Genomic DNA, 18,182 nt, shown 5'->3' on the forward strand with positions numbered 1-18,182 from the left:
TGCTCGAGCAGGTATCCGTGCAGGTCGGCCAGCTAATTCGGCTGCAGTACCGCACAATTGGGTACAGATGAAGGTCTGCCGAAGGAAGTCATGAATACGCGCAAGCTCCTGCTGGTGTCATTGATGTCCGTGCCGCTGTTGACAGCCGGTTGCTCACACCAGAATTCGAAACCGATATCCCAGGCCGTGCCGCATCCGCCCGCCGCACACGAGGCCGCACGGGTGCCGGTCGGTCCGGGCCCGTCGGGAACCTATACGGTGCAGCCGCAACCGGCCGAGGGCAGTTGCCATTTCGGTAAGTCCGCCAGCGGTCAGCCGTTACCGGATCCGGCGTGCACCCCGGGCGCGACCAACCCCAAGGTCACCGCCGACACCTTGGGCAGCACCATTTGCGCCAGCGGCTACACATCCTCGATCCGCCCGCCGGCCAACATCACCAACCGGGAAAAGGACGCCAACGCCAAGTCCTACGGGTACACCGGTTCGCTGCACGACGCCGAATACGACCACCTGGTCTCGCTGGAACTCGGCGGCGACCCCAACGACCCGCGCAACCTGTGGGTGGAGCCGCCTTCCCCCGACCACAAGCCCGGCGCCGGACCCAACAACCCGAAGGATACCGTCGAGAACCAACTGCATTCGCTGATCTGCTCGGGCAAGGTGGCCCTGACCGACGCCCAGGACGCCATCGTCGCCGACTGGACCACCGCCCTCGCCACCGTCGGCCATCCCGACGGAAAGTAATGGCCGGTATTTCGGCGGGTCCAACCGGCTCGTAACTACCGTGCGCTGCGATCTGCACAGGCGTTCGCGCATGCCAATCGGCGACAAGAAGCCCGCCGACAGTTGGAAGCCGTTTCTGGAGAACACATTACGGAGACAACGCCTGAAGATTCGTACGCGTATTGGATGGCGGGCTGGGTGACCAGCGATGTCACAGGCTCCGTTCTGGAAGCGACGGGTGATCGCCGCAGCGCTGCAGAGTCGGTTGACGAATCGCTGCAGTTCATCCCCGAAAACGCGACACGCCACCGAGCTTTGACGCTGCTACGCCTCTCCCGAATCGCCGCGCCCCTCGATCTCGACCGATCTGTGGCCGCCGCGAAACAAGCGGTAGCACTTTCACGCACGAACACCTCGCCGAGAGTGCGCGAGAAGTACGCCGAAACGCGGCGCCTGTTAGAGCCCTGGAACGACACCCGTGCGGTCCGCGAACTGGATGTCTTCACCGCAGGTATGCAAGACGGCGAATTCACCCAGCCCACCGCGTAACAACTACCCCATCGACTAACGAGGCGGCCTGACGCAGTGAGTCGGGTCGGGCGCTCTTCCTTCAGGGAGGGTTAAGCCCCGAGCTTTCGTGAATCGCGTATCTCGGCGCTGTGCCAGGATGGGAACGGTAATAAGCTCGGGCATTGTGCGTGCGTTCCTATGCGCGGTGCGCAGATGAGGGAGATTGCGGCGACGTGACCACACCTGATGGCGAAGCACGCGGCGACAAGTCGAATGAAGAGCCGACCCCGAATCACGAGCAGCGCGCGGCGGTACCGGATGGCGACGCGGAGTTCATGGCCGAGTTCATGAAGGCCTTCGACGCGGCCGACGCCAACCCAACCGAGGAAGAAGACGAGGACGCCCCCGATATCGGCTTCACCCTCGACGAACCGGTAGACGTCGCCGAGCAAGCCAAACAGCTCATGCGCCGGATCGCCCGCGCGCTCGCCGCCGGTGGCCCACCGGGCTGGCGGCGCCTGGAGGCCGTCTTCGCGATCACCACGAGTACCGAAATCGGGTTGGTGACCTTCGCCGATGACGAGCAGCGCGAGGCGCGGGTCCAGCCTGCCGATGAGGTGGTCGAACTGGTCCGCGAACAGCGGCATCTTTCCGCTCAATTGAGCGATGGCCCCTGGTGGCGGCTGTTGATCGAGTTGGCGAGCACCGGCGAGATCGAGGTCGATTACGACTACGGTGACGAGCCCTTCCCGGACGATCACCTATTCCTTCCCGAGGTCTATCTCGCGGATTTGCAGGCGTATCCGCGCGACCGGCTGCCGGTTTGGCTCGCGGCCTATATCGGCCACGGTGACCGGCAATCGCGCCCGGCGGCCGCCGCGGCCGCGCAGGCCAGGGCGGACCGGGAGACCGGCGTGCGCCCGGTGCTGTCCGAGCGGGACTTCCCGGCCTTCCCGGTGCTGTCGGCCCGCTGGGCGATTATCGCGGCTGCTTTCGTGGCCGCCGGATCTCAGTGGGGACCAAGGGTTTTGCCTGCTCTCGGCTGGTTCGAAGGTTCGAAACGCAGCGGGTCGACCCTGTATGCCCTGCCGGGTGGTCGCGCGGTGCTGTCCGGTGGCGTATGGAATGCGCCCGAACTCGATGCCGTCTACAACGGCGCGACGCCGATGCCCGCACTGTATGCGGGCGCCCCGGAGTGGGTCGCCAATCCGGTGTTGAATCCGCGCGCGGCCAGCGGGCTGTTGTCGTTCTGCTATTGGTGGGACGGCGGTCGGTGGTATCGCGGCGAGTCGCCGACCGCGGACCGGCTCAGCGAAGCGGTGCCCGGCATCTGGACCTCCGATACGGTGGCAGGCGTGGTCGCGGGGTTGCTCGCGGAGCAGCCGAGCGATGGGCAGCGCGCGGCGGTGGCGAATCTGGTGTCGGCGGCGGAAATCGGTGTGGTGACCCGGGATACGCTCGTCGAGGTCTTCGGTGACGACGGCACCTTCGATATCGACAGCGCCCTCTATCAGCTCACGCTGGCCGGTGTGACGATCACCTTGCCGGAGCCGATCTCGCGGGACGCCGCGATGGCCCAGGTCCGCCAGTTCATTCTGGATCAGAATATGGACACCACCGGCTATCCGCTGAAAAATCTGCGTGCAGACCGGATCAGCGTCGGCTGGATGGTGTACGTGCCGACCGAACGCGGTGAGATCTCGATCGGGCGCGCGATCTTCTATGTCGCCGATGACGGTGTGCTGGAACAATCTTCGTCATCGGTGGCGCCTTCGGTCTATGCCGCGGAGTTCGAGCAGCGCTTCCAGCAGCGGCACGGTTCGGTGCAGGCCTAGGATCGGTCGGTGCGCCAGCTATAGCCGAAGCCGCGGATGGTGGTGATCAAACCGGGCCGGTCGAGCTTCGCGCGCAATCCCGCCATATGCACATCCAGTGCCCGCGATACCGAGGCCGACGAGTCGCCCCAGATGCGGTCCATCAGCTCTTGCCTGCTGACTGCGGTGTCGGGTCGTTCCGCCAGGATCCGAACCAGCTGGAACTCCTTGTGAGTCAGCATAATCGGCACCCCGGCCACCTCGACCTGCCGAGCTATCAGATCCACCCGAACATCTTGGGAGACAACCGCTTCCACCGGTGAGGAGTTGACAACGACGCGACGGGTGACCGTCTCCAGCCGCGCGACCAGCTCCGCGATGCGCGGCGGTTTCACCAGGTAGTCATCCGCGCCGGAGCGCAGCGCGAGCACCACGGTGCGCTCACTGGCCCGGGCGGTGAGAATCAGGACGGGGACCGTGCTGACTTCACGCAGCCGTCGCAATACCTCCAACCCGTCCATATCCGGTAGTCCGAGATCGAGGATCACTGCGTCGTAGTCGCGGTGGGTGCGTAGTAGGTCCGCGCCGCGCCGCTTGCGGTCGACGAGGTAGCCCCGAGCGGTGAGCGCGGCCTGCAGCGCTTCCCCGACTCCGTCATCGTCTTCCACCAGTACAAGCCGCACGCGCCGATCCTTGCAAAACGAAGGTTCGACGCGCAGCCGTTTTGCGGATAGCCATGCTCAACGCACGGCGACCTCGGCATTGGCATCGGCTTGCGCCTCGATCGCGGAGTCCTTCGAGGTCTCCCGCATGAAGGAGTAGATCGTCAACGAGATCGCGATACAGATCGCGACGTACCTGAAGTACAGCGATTCGTGGTTCGCTTTCTTCAGCGCCAGCACGATGGTCTCCGCGGTGCCGCCGAAGATCGCGACGGTCAGCGCGTACGCAGGCCGACACCGAGCGCCCGAATCCGGGTCGAGTCCGCAAACAATCAGACACTCGCGCGGGTATCGCAGCAGTACCCGAAGCAATCCGCGCGCCTGATGATCGGATTCGGCCTGAAATTGCTCGGATTCATCCATGCTGCGCCGCAACCACATGATCAGCAGCGCACCGCCCGCGCCGATCAGGAACGGAATGCGCCAGCAGAATCCGCGCTTACCCGGCGAAGCCACCTCGGACAAATACGTTGCGCTGGTTGCGTATTCGCCGCCGAGTGAGAGTCCACGCAGCAGCCGTTCCAGCACCGGCAGCACCGGTGCGGCGATGCCGATCGTCTGACATCCGGGCGTGGCCGCGATCAGCAGCGAAACCGCGGCCATCACGGTCACCGAGAGGTTCAGTGCGGCGCGGCGGCCGAAGCGGTCGGCGTAGCGGCCGAGCATCCGGTCGCCGATCGGGCGCATCAGCAAGCCGACCGCGAACACGGCAGCCGAATTTAGTAGCTGTGCGGTGGAATCGCTCTCAGGAAAAAGTCCGAAACTAATTCAGCTTTTGATAATTCGGCCGTCGAAGTCGCAGATGCCCTGGTTGGAGGCCGGAACGAATTCTTAACAGTCTCTTTAGTTAGTCACCATCGGTAACGCGATGCGGGCGCCGATCCGCGTGCCACTATCGAAAAGACATCGATGGCGACTACTTGCCCAGCAATCGAAACAACAGCGCGCGATCGGTGAATCGATTGTGTTGGAACAGGAACGAGAACAATGACTCGAGCATCGCGTAGCGATTCCGTGACGGGTGGTGATCGGGCGACGGATACCGTCGTCGCCGACCACGGCCGATACACCGACACGTTGGTTTCGCGCATCGCGAGCGAGTTGGGGGAACTCGGCCCACGCGGTTGGCAGCGTCTGAACGCGGTATTCGCATTGACCGTGACCGTCGAGTCGGCGCGCGTCGAGTTCACCGGCGAGCATCGGCCGGTACGCCTGGAAGTGCCGGAGTCGGTAGTCGCGCTGGTCCGCCAGTACCGTGCCGAGATCGCCGCGTCCGGCACCGAGCCGTGGTGGCGACTGTTGTTGCGGGCCAACGCATATGGTTATGTCGAGGTCGATTACGACTACGGCGACGAGCCGTTCCCGGCCGACCAGCTCTTCCGCCCGGAGGCGTATCGCGCCGATGTGGCGGCGTATCCGCGGCCGCGACTGCCGGTGTGGTTGGCGGCCTACATGAGTCACCGTGACCGGCAGTGTCGCCGCCCGCGCCGCGCCGTGGCCGCCGCGCTCGTCGACCGGGCGCACGGGGTGACCGCGCGGCCGGTGGATTCGGAACTTCCGTCGTTTCCGCAGTTGTGGGCCCGCTGGGCGATGATTTCGGCCGCGCACGTTGCCGTTTCGTCCGATCGCGGACCGCGGGTCGTGCCGTCGAACGGCTGGTTCGAAAGCGGCGGGACCGGCAGCAGCGGCTCCACGCTGTACGCCGTGCCGGGCGGCCGCGCCGTGCTATCGGGCGGAGTGTGGGACGCACCGGCATTGAACGCGGCCTATAACGGCGGCATCGACCTGCCGAATCTCTATGCGGGAGCACCGGATTGGGTGACCAATGCGGTGCTGAGCCCGCGCGCGGCCGTCGGCTTGCTCTCGTTCTGCTTCTGGTGGGACGGTCAGCGGTGGTACTGCGGGGAATCGCCTTCGGTGCAGCAGTGCGGTGTGGCGATGCCGGAAATCTGGCAGTCGCACACCGTGATCGAGACGGTGGCCCGGTTACTGTCGGGAGATCCGGGCACCCGAACACGAACCGCGGTGGCGCGCTTGCTGACTGCCGCAGAGCGCGGGGAGGTCAGCCGAGAGCTGTTGGTGGACATCTTCGGTCGCGACGGCGACATCGAAGCCGCGACGCGTCAGCTGTCGGCGGCCGAGTTGCTTGCGCCGCGGCCGAATCGAGTTCATGCGGTGGGAATTCACCTTTTGGACGGCAGACGTACATGCGATGATCGAATTGTGCTATAGCCCGAGGTGAGGCCACTGACGTCGAAGTCCGAGCTGGGTGTAGGGGTGCCGGGGTGAGCTAGGAGGGATTCGATGGCGGACGACAGTCGAACTCACCGTCTACCCGATGTGGATCAGGATTTCCGGACCGGATTGCGCGAACTGGAACGGATCGGGCAGCGGGGCCGGACCGTCCCGATCGATGCGTTGGCCGACCTCATCGCCACTGACCTGCGTGAACGGCATGGAATTAGTTCGAGACGCGAGCCGATCCGCTGGTCGAGGCGATGACACGGACCGCAACGGGCGACCCGACGGTGCAGCGCCGGATGGTCGGTGCGCCGGGCGAGCGCCGCGAGCTGGTCGAGGTGTCCCAGCAGAGCCGTGACCTGCCCGTGCGAGACCAGCCGATTGCACCGACCGAATCGGGGCGGCTCATCGAGCTGCTCGGCGAAAAGTCCGAGATCTGGGGTTTCCAGCTGCACAGCGATGGCACGCGAACACGGTGGTTCGAACTCTTCGAATCGGATCTGCCGAGCGATGTGGCGCGGCCGCGGCCCGATCCGATTGTGAATCTGACGCTGCCGCACCGAACGAAAAGCCGGAGGGCCCATGAGCGCCAGCATGATTCACGATGAGGTCACCGACCGTTCACGCAGCTCATGGGATGATCGGTGTCATATGTGCGCGGATTAGGGGCGACGCGAGGGGGCGCACACCGCGCGTCGAGGCAGCACCGAGCGGGACAGGAGTTGACCAATGGCGCCGACAGATGACAAGCCCAATCCGTGGCAACTCTCCGGGGACGATATCGGCAAGGACTCACAGCATCTGACGGTCAAGCAGAAGAGTCTGCAAACCCTGGCCAAGTACGCCATCGACCTGTACGACGTCTTCGACACCATCGAGGGTTGGACACACTTCGTCGAGAAGGTCGATGGGTTCGGGAATCTCCCCTCCGGCATCGCGCTGCAGGGAAAGTTCCAGCGCACGGGCCGCGATCTGAACGACCGGGCCAAGAGCCACAAGACCATTCTCCAGGACCTGGCACAGCAGTTCATTACCGCGGGCAAGTTGTACACCGCCGCCGAGGAGGCCAATACCTCCGGATTCGATCGGCTCAGGAATACCCGCTCCGCCGAACGCCACGGCAGTTGGAGTCTGCCCGCCGAAGGCACCACCAAGATTCCGGATTGGGGCGGGAAGACCGGCCGAACCGATAAATACGGCGGACCACCGGCCGACCTGAAGCAATATGCCAACGAGAAGGACGGACGCGATACCGAACCGGTTCGTCCGGAGCCGGCCAGTGTCCTGGATTACCCGACCGCCTACTCCTGGCACCAATCGTTGATCAACGGGATGGGGCACACCTCCGACGCCTCCGGCATCTGGAGCGATATGGCCGAGCACGTGACCGGGCCTGCCGCGAACCTGGGCAACCAGATGACCGCGATGCAGACCTCGGATGACTGGAACAGTGACGCCGCCGTGAAAGCAGGCGGCGCGGTTCAGGCCTATGTGTCCGGTGTGCAGAACATGGTCGACGGCATGCGTTTGGTCGCCAGCAATCTGCTCAACACCTCGGGCTGGCTATGGGCGGTGCAGGCGAATACTCCCAATATCACGCCGGAAACGGTCGGGACCCAGTACGCGCGTGAGGAAGTCGACAAGGCCAGGCGGATCTTCAACGACTGGTATGTACCCGGACTCGCGGCATCCAGCAATGCGATTCCACTCATGGTTCAGCCGGTGAGTCCGGTGGTGCAGCCGACCGCGCCGTCGCCGTCGCCCAATCAGACCCAGCAGACCCAGCAGACCGGACCCGGTGGCGGCACCGGCGGGAGCGGCACCGGGAAGGGTGGGACCTCGGCCGCCCAATCGCAGGCAGCTCAGCAGGCGCTCGCCGAACAGCGCAGGGCAACCCAGCAGGCCGAGAAGACCGCGGCCGAGCAACGCCAGCAGGCCGAACAGCAGCGTCAGCAGGCCGAGCGAGAAGCCGCACAGCGCGATGCCGCGCAGCAGCAGGCCGCGCAGCAGCAGGCAGCCCAGCAGGCCGCGCAGCAAGCGGCCCAGCAAGCCAGTCAGTCCGCGCAGCAGGGCCTGGATGGTGTGAAGCAGGCAATGGACCAGGCCGCACAGGCGGCGGCCCAGCAGGCGCAGGCCGCGGCGGCCAAGGATATGCAATCAGCAGGTCTCGCCGGTCTGCCGTCCGCCCTGTCCGGGCTGGGCAAGGACGCGCTCAAAGCGGGCGGCGGTAGTGGCGCGGGCAAGGGCGGTGGCGCAGGCGGCGGTGCGGGTAGCGGTGCCGGAGCCAATCTTTCACCCAATAGCCTGCAGAATTCGAAGCTGTTCCCGCGGGCGGCGGCTGCCGAGATGGCCGCGGCCGCGACGGCGAGCCGCGCGGGCATCGCGAGCACCGGCCAGCCGGGTTCACCCGGTGGCATGGGACCCGCGGGCCACGGTGCCGGTGGGCAGAACAAGGAACACAAGCGGGCCGCGTATCTGGATTCGGTCGAGCACATCGAAGAGGCGCTCGGCGACGCGCCGGTCGTCGTCAAACCCGTTGTCGAGCAATGAATCGCACCTGGAAGTTCACCGACCTGGAATTCATCGTCCAGTGGGAGGCGTTGAAGCAGGACTACCTGCCGGAACCATTCGTCTACACCTGTCGCACCTGGGTGAACGAGGATTATGTCCGGGAACAACAGGATGCGCTGGCGCGGCTGCGGCACTCCGGAGACCGGTCGTTCGACGAAGTGCTGGACGTGCTGGCCTTCCCGGATCTGCGCATCGTCGCCGAAGGCTACGACCCGGCCGAACCGTGGCAGCCGGACGTGCCGGTTCGGCTGCACGGTGTCCGCCGGGGCGACCGCGGCTATGTCTTCTCCGAGCTGTCCGGCGAAACATACTGGCATTCCGGTGGTTTCACGATCACCGAATGCGATGCGGTCGATCTCGCCGGTGCCATCGTGCGAGCGCTGCCGGAGGTCGAGCCGGGACGCCGGGCCACCGTGGTGCTGTCCACCCAGGACGAGGGCGACGGCCTGGATTACTCGCTCGGCCGATCGGTGGTGCACGATTCCTTCGAGGATACGATCGCCGATCGCTCCGCGGAATTCTTGGCACTACCGACCTCCTGTTCCGGGACGATCGATGTGATCCAGGGGTGGTCGCGTTTCGGCCCGCGCGGCATCACTCGACATCGGCTGCAGTGGCGCGACATTCGCGACGACGGCCGCTATGCGATCGACGACCAGAATCCGCCGGTGGCGCGTGCCATCGATGCGAAAAACCTCACCGCGATGATCAATACGCGAGTTGCCGAGGTGGTCCGTGCGATCAAGGACGAGCGAGTCTGAAAGGTGGCCGTTATGGCCGAAACACAACCGGGTATTCCCGAATGGACCGCGACCTCGCGCAGCGGCGCGATCTCGGTGCGGACAACGGAACAGGGTCTGCCACTTGGTATTTCGGTCGAAGCGACCGAGTTGAAGCGCGATCCGCAGGCATTGGCGGCCGAGGTGTTGCGGCTGTGCAGGCAAGCGGCCAATCGGGCCGGGATGGCGCGTAGGGCGGAGTTGGCAGCGGCGGGAGTGCCCGCGCAGATGTTGGCGCTGAGCGGGTTGCCGACCGCCGAAGATGTTGCGCGCCAGGAATTAGCTGAAGAGCAGGAGTACGAGACCGAGCCGGACAGTTGGTTGCGTCAGGTGTAGTTCCCCGTTGTCCGAGAGGAGTTTTCATCGTGTACGAGACCATGGACGAACTGATGGCCGGGGTGCAGCGGCGGTTGTATCGGATCCGGGATCTGACCGACGATATGGCCGGGGTGCGCGGGCGGGAGACCGCGCAGGACGGTTCGATCACCGTCGAGGTCGACGGTAACGGAGCATTGCTGGATCTGCAGTTCTCCCAGGCTGTTTCGCGGATGACACCGGCGGAATTCGAGTTGACGCTGGTAGCGACAGCGGCCGCCGCAGTGCGGCAGGCATTCGAGCGACGTAGCGAATTGGTCACTGCCTTCAACGAGGAAGTTGCCGAGTAGACACCCGACGTTCACGCTGTCCCCGTAGAACTTTTGTCAAGAACCTTGAGTTTGTGCAAATTTGCTTTCGGGCATTGCAGTTCGATTGATAGGTTCGATGAAGAGTCGGTCAATTCCATTACGGGATGGGGGATCACGATGAGCGAACTCGTGGCAACGCCTGATGCGATTCGCGCGTACGGGGACTCGGCAGTGGCCATGGCCACCGGTGTCGCGACTGCCGGTGCGTTCGACCAGGTGGCAACCGTGGCGGCGGCCGCGCCGGTATTCGGCTTGATCGGCCAGGACTTTCTGATGGCGTTCGCCTACGCGCAGTCCAATCACGTGAGTTCGATGTTCGAACTGGCCGGTGTGCACGCGGGTACCGCGCTGACCGCGCATCAGGGCGCTGCTGCCTATGAGGCGGCCGAGGCGGCATCCGGCACCGAATTCGGCGCTGCCGGCGTCTAGCAATGACTGCGCCGCTCGACCCGTCGATCGTAGATCTACTGCGCGGCAGTGCCCTTGCGCCGCTGATCGATCGACCGGTCAACGACATCCTGAAGGATATGGGCCTCGGCCCACTTCCGGAAATCTCCGGGCTGCCACCACTGCCCGAATTGCCGCCGCTGCCGGTCATCGATCTGGCCGCACTGGCCAGGCCGCTCACCGATATGGCGAGCGGGTTCGGCACCGGAAATCTCGGCGCGCCCGCGGGCGGCGGACCCGACCCGACCAAGGTGCTCTCCGACACCGCGCAGGCCGCGCAGACCGCGATCCAGCTCGGCACCCAGGCATTGCAGACCGTCATGTCGCTGTGGCAGGGCCTGGCCGCGATGCAGGCCGCGAACAAGTCCGGACAGGCCGCGGCGAACGGCGCGGAACTCGCCACGCAGAGCGCGCAGGAGAAGGCGTCGCTCGCCGGTGGCGCGACCTCGGTGGCGACCGGCGGCGCGCTGATGGCGTCGGTCATCGCCAAGTACATGGCCACCGTCGCCGCGGCGACGCCGTGGCTGGCAACCGGTGGCGGACAAGCGTTTATCGCGGCGGCCACCGTGGAGGCGATCACCGAGGGCATCGCGGTGGTGACCAAAACCCGGGTCGAAATGACCGCGCATTCGGCGAATATGACCGCCGTGGGCAAGAAGGTCGAGGTCACCCACGCCCCCAAGGGCGTCGACTCGATGCAGCAGGTGATGCAGCTGCTCACCCCGCTGATGACCATGGCGCAGACCGGCGCGCAGACGCTCACCCAGGTGACGACGCAGAACGCGACGCAGGCTCAGAAAATGCAGGCCGACGCCATCGCGAAGGAGCAGCGCGAAGCTACGGAGAAGGCCGAGCACGGCGCGTCGGGCGGTGGCGCAGGCGGTGGTGGCGGCGGTGTGGGCGGTATCGGCGCGGCCCCGATATCGACACCACTGAGCCCGTGGAGCGGACCCCGCACCGCCGGACTCAGCGGTATGCCCGGCTTCAATGCCACCGGAACCGGGTCCGCGGCAGTGGAACCCGCTGCCGCGGTACGTGGCGTCAGCGGTGCGCCGGGCAGCCCGGGCATGATGCCCTACGGCGCGGCGGGCGCGGCAGGTGCGCGCGGGGCGGGGGATGCGGGCGGCGATATGCCCGGTTTCCTGGTCAATGCCGAACACGGCGAAGAGGTCGTCGGACCGATCGAGGGGGTCTCGCTGCCGGTGGTCGGCGCGACCGAACAGATCTCGGAGCCACCACCCGATAAGGAACTCACCCTCTAAGCGTTCGTTGATTCAGGAGGTTGCGATGGCAAGCGGCGGTACGGATTTCGATGGAGTGATGTTCGATCCGGCAGCGGCCCGGGACGCGGCCACCCGGCTCGACGGGCTCGCGGCCCGACTGGAAGCGGAACTGCGCGAGGGCTCGCCCGCATTGACGGTGCCCCCGGCCGGCGTCGACGAGGTTTCGGGGCGCGCGGCGCAGACGATGAACGATGTCGCGGCCTCCTACGGCCAGAGCGCGACCGCCGGAATCGTGGAATTGCGCAAGCTGGCGGCGACGCTGCGCGCGCAGGCCGCACAGTTCGGTCGCGCCGAGAACGACAGTGTCGCCGACTTCGGCGTCCCCGGCGCGGCCTGACACCACAGCGAATACGACACGGAGCCACCATGATCGAACCACCGCAGCCTGGTTTCACCGGTGTGGTCTGGGGCGCGCGCGAGCCGGACCGGCTGGCGCGTGAACTGTCCACCGGTCCCGGCGCGGCACCGATGGCCGAGGCCGGTGCCGCGTGGACCCGGCTGGCCGCCGGATTCGGTACCGCGGTGGCCGAATACGAACTGATCGTCGCGTCGATGCGCGGTGCGTGGCAATCCACGACGAGTGGCCCGGTGCTGGACCGGATTTCGCGGTTGCGCGATTGGCTCGCAGACGCCGCGACGGCCGCAGGCAATAATGCGGTGCGCGCCGAAACCCAAGCCGCCGCTTATGAACTGGCCCGGCTGACCATGCCGCATACCGCCGAGATCGAGGCCATCCAGGCGGTGCAGCGGATGCTCGAATCGATCGGCGGCGCGCTCGGCGCACCGATCAAGGCGGTGGCCGCCCAGGCCGACACCGACGCCGATATGGCGAAGGCGGCGGCCGCGCGGGTGATGCAGACCTATGAGGCGGTGACCGAACCGCTTGCGACACCGTGGATTCAGCAGGATCCACCGGTAATCGCCTCGCCCGCCGCACTGGCGGCCGAGGAAACGAGCGCGCCGACGGCGGCCGCGACTTCGGCAATGCCCGCGATCACGCCCGGGATGTTCATGCCGGGCGGAATCGGTGCGGTCCCGACGCTCACGAAGTCGCAGCCGTATCGGGCACCGGTCTTCACCGAAGCGCCTGCGCCGGTGGAAGTGACCACACCGCAACCGGTTCCGACCTCCACGGCGAGTTCCAGTGCGCTGCCGATGGTTCCCGGCGCGACGGCGGCGGGCGGCGGAGCCGAGGAAGAGGAATACGCACCCCGCGCAGCCGCAGTAACCGGCGACGCCATCGGTGCCGATCTCGGTATCGCCGCAGCCCCGGCGGTACTCGGCGCTCCGGAAGCACCTGCGGTCACCGGCCAGACGGCATCGCGAGGTGCCGAATGACGACCATGACCAATGACGGCCTGCTCGCGGTCGCCGAGCGACTCGGTGTCCAGACCTTGCCGCTGGTGCTTTCCGTTGGGCCACAACAGGATTTGTTCGATGCATGGGCCGAGGCGCAGCGGCGCGCGGTAACCGAACTGGTCGGCGCGGGCGTGCTCGACGCCGAGGGCGATGTCGACTCCGAACTGGCCGATGCCATGTTCACGCTGGCCCAGCCCGATCGCGAGCTGGTCGCCCGCATCTATGCGACCGGGCCTGACGCAACGCCGGCCGTGACCCGGATCTGCCTGGCCCGCCGCGGCGAACAGCATGCCATCGCGGTGCGCACCGGCGACACCTTCGACGTGCGGACCGTCTGGGCGGACGGGTCGGGTGCGGCGCTGGTGCGCCCGCTGCTCGAGGCGCTCGGAGCCGGAACTCCGGCGGAGGTGACCAACTTCAGCGCGCTGTCCAGTGAATTGAGCGAGCGACTCGCCGCGGCACAGAGCTCCGAAGACTATGCGGACGCTGTCTACGCACTAGGCGTCGCTGATCGTGACGCCACCGCCTATGGGCTGGCCTTCGCCTCTTGCCATGCCTTCGCCGAGATCGTGGCCTACGCCCATCTCGACGGTAGGACCACCCGGCCGCCCGGTGCGGTCGCGGTCTATGACACCGGACGCGGTCGCATTGTGGCCGCGCCCGGGATTGCTGCGGATCAGCAGGTCTGGTCCACGGTGACACCGGGCACCGATCACCGTATCGCGCAAGCGGTTTCGGCCTTGATCGAATCACTGCCCGGGGGAAGGTGGCTTCCGCAGTAGACCCTGGGGGCGCGCAGTAAGTCAGCCGCCGACCTTCCGGCGATGTCACCCGACATCGTTTCCGGGCATTGGAATCACTACACGAGAGGGTGTCCACGATGAGTGGTGAAGGTGTACACGTAGACGAGGCGACCGCGAAGAAGGCCGAGGAGTTCATGGCCGCCGCGGTCGACAACATGCAGCGCACGCTGAAGAAGATCGATGACGAGGTCGCCGCGGCGACGCACTGGGAAGGCGATGCGAAGGCGGCGTTCGTCGCGGCCTCGACCAACTGGGCTCAGGCCTCCCAGGAGCTGCACAAGAAGCTCAACGCCATTACCGAGCAGGTCGGTCACGGTACCCAGCAGTACATCCAGATGGAGCAGGAGAACCGCGAAGGTTTCGAGCACATCAGCCTGTAATCGCTTGGGCCGACACACTATTCAGTCTTCGATTCGGAGGTAATCACCATGACTATGACATATGCCAAGGGTCCGATGACGGCTCTGTTCAACGATCTGGTCACCCTGCACGGCGACCTGGTCAAGTACGGCAGCGATATGGAGGACGCGGGCGGCGTGCTCAAGGTGGCGTGGGAGGGCAACGTGGCCCACGCCGACTTCAAGCGGGTCTACGACGCCTGGCACTCCCAGTACGGTGACACGCTCACCTCGCTCAACAATGTGGCCGCCGCGGTGGAGAACTCGCTGCACCGCGCGCTCGGCACCGACAGCAAGATCGGTGACGGCTTCGGGGCCTGAAACACCAGCACTACACGGCCGGTCCGGAGCGTCACGCTTCCGGACCGGCCGTACTCGTTCGATTACCGTGCCGCGGCGAGGGATTCGCCGATGTACCACATCTCGTCCGGAGTGGTGACCATATTGACCGTCGCGCTGGCCGTCGAGGTCCGCACCGTGATCAGGTTGGGAGCCGAAATATCCTGCACCAGAACGATATCGGCATCGAACTGCCCGTCGGGCTGCTCGGGCGCGCGAACGTGCACGATGGTCGCGCCACCGGTCAGCGCGGTGGGGGCGATGCCGTCGAAGACCACGACCGTCGCGGCGGGTATGGGCCCGCCGGGCTGCGGCGGGACGACGTGATGCCCGGCACCGGCGAACCGCGGTGCCAGCGAGAGCGAATGCGGCGCAGCGACATTGGCGACCATGGACTGCCAGGCCTCGGGCCGGTCCGTGTGCACGACGGTGTGCGCGCCGAGGGCGATGGCCCGCAGGATTACCTGCTGGGCCAGATCCAATCGGCCGATCACCTCGAGATGTCTGGTGCCGTCACCGATCAGCGGTACCGCGATGCCCTGCCCCGCATTATCGGCGCCGATCAGCTGACCGCAACCGGCGGTCGGCACGACGATGCCGTCGAGCGCGGCGAGCGGTCCGCGGTAGTCACCCGCGCTGTCACCGTCGCGTCGAGCAGTGCGGGCGGGCAGGCAATCCAGCAGCGCGCGGAATTGCTCACCCGGCAGGTTGCGCAGGCCGGGCACGGGCGGCTCGACCGGTTCGGCCGCGGTGTCGAAGCGGACCAGCGCGCCGAGCCTGATCGGCGGGGAACCGGTTTCGCGACCTTCGCCGGGCCGCTGTGCACCGGGGCGCAGTCGCACGGTGACCGTGGTGGTCAGGCTCGGGGTGGCCCAGATATCGGCGAAGCCGCGCGACCCGATCAACTCCGGGCCGATCTCATAGCTGGTGAGGTACAGGCCCTGGTGCACCAGCGATTTCGGGGTTTCGACGAATCCGTCCAGTGCGATACCACGGGTGAGTTGGCGCACCGCACTGTTCATCTCGCCCGCGGTGAGCACCGATACCGAGATGTCACGGCCTGCGAGTCGATTGGCCACCCGGCGGGTCGCGATGATCGCGGTTCGCAGCGCACCCGCGCCGCCGCCGCCGCGGTTGTCCACGGCCTCGGCATTGGCGAGCGGATCCAGCCGCAGCACCAGCCAGACCGTGCGATGCGCGATGGCGGGCAGTGGGCCGAGGATGCGGTCGTAGAGCTGGGCCACCGGGCCGCCGCCCGCGGTCCGCGCACCGGTGCTGATCACATCGATCGAGGCCAGGTTGATATCGAATTGACTGAGGCAGCGGCCGATTTCGGTGAGCGGAAGCACCTGGTCGGTGGACAGCGAACCCCGCCGCAGCAGCGTCAGCGCATCCGGCGGCGGATCGATGCGCAGCATGGTGAGCAGCAGATTGCCGTCCCAGCGGACGCCGTAACTGCCGCCCTCGGGCAGCGGCACATCGAAGGCGGCCTGGCCGGCATCGGCGGGGCCGGGCCGGGTCCGCCGCCAGCGAAAAGCGATCGTGCGCGCCAGCATGCCGACGATATTGCGTGGCTCGCGCCGACGCACCGGTACCGCGCCGGCAATGAGAACGATCGCGGCGACCGCGATGACGGCGACCGTCGGCGCATGTAGCGCCGTTGCGATCCAGGCCGCGATCGCGGCAATCAGCGCGAGCGGAATCATGTGTCGCAAAGGCATTTGACGCAGCAGCCAGAATTCCGGATCGCGTAACGTTGTGTGCGTCGCGTTCACGGAGTTTTCGTTTCCGGTTAATTCACGCGCGTTCGCTCCGGAGTCGGTATCGCGTTTGTTCACAGCCCCGTCCCCGATAATCAGACCAGTATTGCGATAACAGTACCGCGCCACACCAGTGCGCGCGGATGGGAAATAGTTTGCCCAATTGTTGCTGGATTGACACCGCGGCACCGAACGATACTGTAATTATCCTGTCCTTCCCGTAGTTCGATGGAGACCATGTGCCGGCTCAGCTGACCACCAAGGCCCAGGTCAACGGCTACCGTTTTCTGCTGCGCCGGCTCGATCACGCACTGGTCCGACGCGATGTGCGGATGCTGCACGACCCCATGCGATCTCAGCTGCGTTCGATGCTCGTCGGCGCCACCCTCGGCCTGCTCGTGGTGGCAGGCGCGGCCATCCTGGCCTTCCTGCGGCCGCAGGGCGCGATCGGCGACGCGAACATCGTGATCGGCAAGGACAGCGGCGCGCTGTATGTGGTGGTGGCCGAATCCGAGGACAAGAAGGACGACAAACGCCTGCACCCGGTGCTCAACCTGGCCTCGGCCCGGCTGATCAGCGGTAGCAGCGAATCGCCGAAATCGGTGAAGGATTCGAAGCTTTCGTCGATGCCACGCGGTCCGATGCTCGGTATCCCCGGTGCACCCGCGGCACTGCCCGGTTCGACGCAGGGCGGCCGCTCGGACTGGTCGCTGTGCGAAACGGTGCAACTCTCGATCACCGGTAGCGCGGCCGCGGCGACCGGCGTGGAAACCGCGGTCTTCGCGGGCAAACCCCAACTGGACGAACGCGTTCGGGCTCTCGGCCCATCGGATGCATTGCTGGTGCGGCGGGCCGATAAGTCGTATCTGATCTACGACGGCAAGCGGGCGGAAGTCGATCCCGGCAACTCGGTGCTGGCACGGGCGCTGAACCTGGCCGGGCACAAGCCGCGGCCGGTCGGCACCGGCCTGCTGGATGCCGCCATCGCAGTTCCGCCCCTGGCCGTACCGGATATTCCGAAGGCCGGACAGCCCGGTCCGGCAAAGCTTTCCGATGTGCCGATCGGCGGGGTCATCGCGGTCGGCGGCACCGGCCGCACCGATCAGTCCCAGCTGTATGTGGTGCTCGCCGACGGTGTGCAGCCGGTCACCGATTTCGCCGCGCAGGTCATCCGCACGGCGAATTCCCAGGGCATGCGCGAGATCAAGGCCGAACCACCGGACGTGCTGACCAATATGCCGGTGCTACACCAGCTTTCCCTCGACCACTTCCCGGCGACCACCCCGAAGATCGTCTCCGCCGAGGACGCTCCGGTCACCTGCCTGAGCTGGGCAAAGGGCCCCGAACCCGCCAACGACGCGACCGAAAGCCCCACCGACCGAGCCACTATCACCCTGCTCGCGGGCAACCGTCTGCCGCTGCCGGCCTCGGCTGAACCGGTGAGTTTGGCCACCTCCGACGGCACCGGCGATCGGGTCGATTCCGCCTACATCCCACCGGCTTCGGGGGAGTTCGTGCAGGTAACCGGAACGGAGCCGGGCAGTTTGCGGCGCGGTGGCCTGTTCTATGTGGCGGACAACGGAATCCGCTACGGCATCCCGGATATCGCCACCGCCCAGGTACTCGGACTCGGCAGCGAACCGCGCCTGGCCCCCTGGTCGATCATCGGTCAGCTGGTGCCGGGACCGACGCTGTCGAAGAACGATGCGCTGGTCAAGCACGATATCTTGCCCGTCGGAAACTGAAT

21 protein-coding genes are annotated in these 18,182 nt (G+C 66.2%); 17 read left to right on the forward strand and 4 right to left on the reverse strand.

Features of this window, described 5'->3' with window-relative positions; translation table 11 throughout:
• Positions 1-90 precede the first annotated feature (90 nt).
• The 3 genes from ACFYOW_RS38700 to ACFYOW_RS38710 all read left to right on the forward strand — a co-directional run bounded on the left by ACFYOW_RS38700 (position 91) and on the right by ACFYOW_RS38710 (position 3,068).
• Positions 91-744 carry a hypothetical protein gene (locus ACFYOW_RS38700; RefSeq protein ID WP_387295189.1) on the forward strand — a complete coding sequence of 218 codons (654 nt, stop codon included), beginning with the start codon at positions 91-93 and terminating at the stop codon, positions 742-744.
• Between the two features lie 102 nt (positions 745-846).
• Entirely contained in the window at positions 847-1,272 is a 426-nt protein-coding gene (locus tag ACFYOW_RS38705) for a hypothetical protein (protein ID WP_387295191.1), read from the forward strand.
• Between the two features lie 194 nt (positions 1,273-1,466).
• Positions 1,467-3,068 carry a hypothetical protein gene (locus ACFYOW_RS38710; protein WP_387295193.1) on the forward strand — a complete coding sequence of 534 codons (1,602 nt, stop codon included), beginning with the start codon at positions 1,467-1,469 and terminating at the stop codon, positions 3,066-3,068.
• Here ACFYOW_RS38710 and ACFYOW_RS38715 read toward each other — a convergent pair.
• A complete protein-coding gene (locus ACFYOW_RS38715) occupies positions 3,065-3,730 on the reverse strand; it encodes a response regulator transcription factor (protein WP_387295195.1) in 666 nt (221 codons plus the stop codon). The genes ACFYOW_RS38710 and ACFYOW_RS38715 overlap by 4 nt on opposite strands.
• A gap of 57 nt (positions 3,731-3,787) precedes the next feature.
• Entirely contained in the window at positions 3,788-4,537 is a 750-nt protein-coding gene (locus tag ACFYOW_RS38720) for an MFS transporter (protein WP_387295312.1), read from the reverse strand.
• A 219-nt stretch (positions 4,538-4,756) separates the two neighbouring features.
• Between ACFYOW_RS38720 and ACFYOW_RS38725 the strand changes: the two genes are divergently transcribed.
• A complete protein-coding gene (locus ACFYOW_RS38725; RefSeq protein WP_387295197.1) occupies positions 4,757-6,001 on the forward strand; it encodes a hypothetical protein in 1,245 nt (414 codons plus the stop codon).
• Between the two features lie 99 nt (positions 6,002-6,100).
• Here the strand turns inward: ACFYOW_RS38725 and ACFYOW_RS38730 are convergent, their stop codons facing one another.
• Positions 6,101-6,226 carry a hypothetical protein gene (locus tag ACFYOW_RS38730; protein WP_387295199.1) on the reverse strand — a complete coding sequence of 42 codons (126 nt, stop codon included), beginning with the start codon at positions 6,224-6,226 and terminating at the stop codon, positions 6,101-6,103.
• A 41-nt stretch (positions 6,227-6,267) separates the two neighbouring features.
• Here ACFYOW_RS38730 and ACFYOW_RS38735 point away from each other — a divergent pair, with 41 nt between their 5' ends.
• From ACFYOW_RS38735 to ACFYOW_RS38790, 12 genes are all read left to right on the forward strand, one after another.
• Positions 6,268-6,618, forward strand: a complete 351-nt coding sequence (locus tag ACFYOW_RS38735; RefSeq protein ID WP_387295201.1) for a hypothetical protein — start codon at positions 6,268-6,270, stop codon at positions 6,616-6,618.
• A 121-nt stretch (positions 6,619-6,739) separates the two neighbouring features.
• Positions 6,740-8,560 carry a hypothetical protein gene (locus ACFYOW_RS38740; protein ID WP_387295203.1) on the forward strand — a complete coding sequence of 607 codons (1,821 nt, stop codon included), beginning with the start codon at positions 6,740-6,742 and terminating at the stop codon, positions 8,558-8,560.
• Positions 8,557-9,342 (forward strand): ESX secretion-associated protein EspG, encoded by a 786-nt coding sequence (locus tag ACFYOW_RS38745; protein ID WP_387295205.1) that lies wholly within the window; start codon positions 8,557-8,559, stop codon positions 9,340-9,342. The genes ACFYOW_RS38740 and ACFYOW_RS38745 overlap by 4 nt, the downstream gene beginning before the upstream one ends.
• 12 nt (positions 9,343-9,354) lie before the next feature.
• The gene (locus ACFYOW_RS38750; RefSeq protein WP_387295207.1) at positions 9,355-9,696 is read left to right on the forward strand and encodes a hypothetical protein; all 342 of its coding nucleotides are present in this window, start codon (positions 9,355-9,357) and stop codon (positions 9,694-9,696) included.
• Between the two features lie 29 nt (positions 9,697-9,725).
• Positions 9,726-10,025: a YbaB/EbfC family nucleoid-associated protein gene (locus ACFYOW_RS38755; protein ID WP_387295209.1), complete on the forward strand. Its 300-nt coding sequence runs from the start codon at positions 9,726-9,728 to the stop codon at positions 10,023-10,025.
• Between the two features lie 138 nt (positions 10,026-10,163).
• Positions 10,164-10,475 (forward strand): type VII secretion target, encoded by a 312-nt coding sequence (locus ACFYOW_RS38760; RefSeq protein WP_387295211.1) that lies wholly within the window; start codon positions 10,164-10,166, stop codon positions 10,473-10,475.
• A gap of 2 nt (positions 10,476-10,477) precedes the next feature.
• Positions 10,478-11,755 (forward strand): hypothetical protein, encoded by a 1,278-nt coding sequence (locus tag ACFYOW_RS38765; RefSeq protein ID WP_387295213.1) that lies wholly within the window; start codon positions 10,478-10,480, stop codon positions 11,753-11,755.
• Between the two features lie 25 nt (positions 11,756-11,780).
• Entirely contained in the window at positions 11,781-12,113 is a 333-nt protein-coding gene (locus ACFYOW_RS38770) for a PE family protein (protein WP_387295215.1), read from the forward strand.
• 29 nt (positions 12,114-12,142) lie between these two features.
• Complete coding sequence (locus ACFYOW_RS38775; RefSeq protein WP_387295217.1) at positions 12,143-13,114, forward strand: PPE domain-containing protein; 972 nt, start codon at positions 12,143-12,145, stop codon at positions 13,112-13,114.
• On the forward strand, positions 13,111-13,917 hold the full coding sequence (locus tag ACFYOW_RS38780; protein WP_387295219.1) for an ESX secretion-associated protein EspG: 807 nt from the start codon (positions 13,111-13,113) through the stop codon (positions 13,915-13,917). Before ACFYOW_RS38775 ends, ACFYOW_RS38780 begins: the two co-directional genes overlap by 4 nt.
• A gap of 98 nt (positions 13,918-14,015) precedes the next feature.
• Complete coding sequence (locus ACFYOW_RS38785; protein WP_387295221.1) at positions 14,016-14,318, forward strand: WXG100 family type VII secretion target; 303 nt, start codon at positions 14,016-14,018, stop codon at positions 14,316-14,318.
• Positions 14,319-14,366: 48 nt separating this feature from the next.
• Complete coding sequence (locus ACFYOW_RS38790) at positions 14,367-14,657, forward strand: hypothetical protein (protein ID WP_387295223.1); 291 nt, start codon at positions 14,367-14,369, stop codon at positions 14,655-14,657.
• Positions 14,658-14,719: 62 nt separating this feature from the next.
• On the opposite strand, the gene eccE is transcribed toward ACFYOW_RS38790, so the two are convergent.
• Positions 14,720-16,450 carry a type VII secretion protein EccE gene (gene eccE, locus ACFYOW_RS38795; protein ID WP_387295225.1) on the reverse strand — a complete coding sequence of 577 codons (1,731 nt, stop codon included), beginning with the start codon at positions 16,448-16,450 and terminating at the stop codon, positions 14,720-14,722.
• 224 nt (positions 16,451-16,674) lie between these two features.
• Here eccE and eccB point away from each other — a divergent pair, with 224 nt between their 5' ends.
• Positions 16,675-18,180, forward strand: a complete 1,506-nt coding sequence (gene eccB / locus ACFYOW_RS38800; protein ID WP_387295227.1) for a type VII secretion protein EccB — start codon at positions 16,675-16,677, stop codon at positions 18,178-18,180.
• Positions 18,181-18,182: the final 2 nt, after the last annotated feature.

This window comes from Nocardia sp. NPDC006982 (genome assembly GCF_042869435.1).
Classification (GTDB): Bacteria; Actinomycetota; Actinomycetes; order Mycobacteriales; family Mycobacteriaceae; genus Nocardia.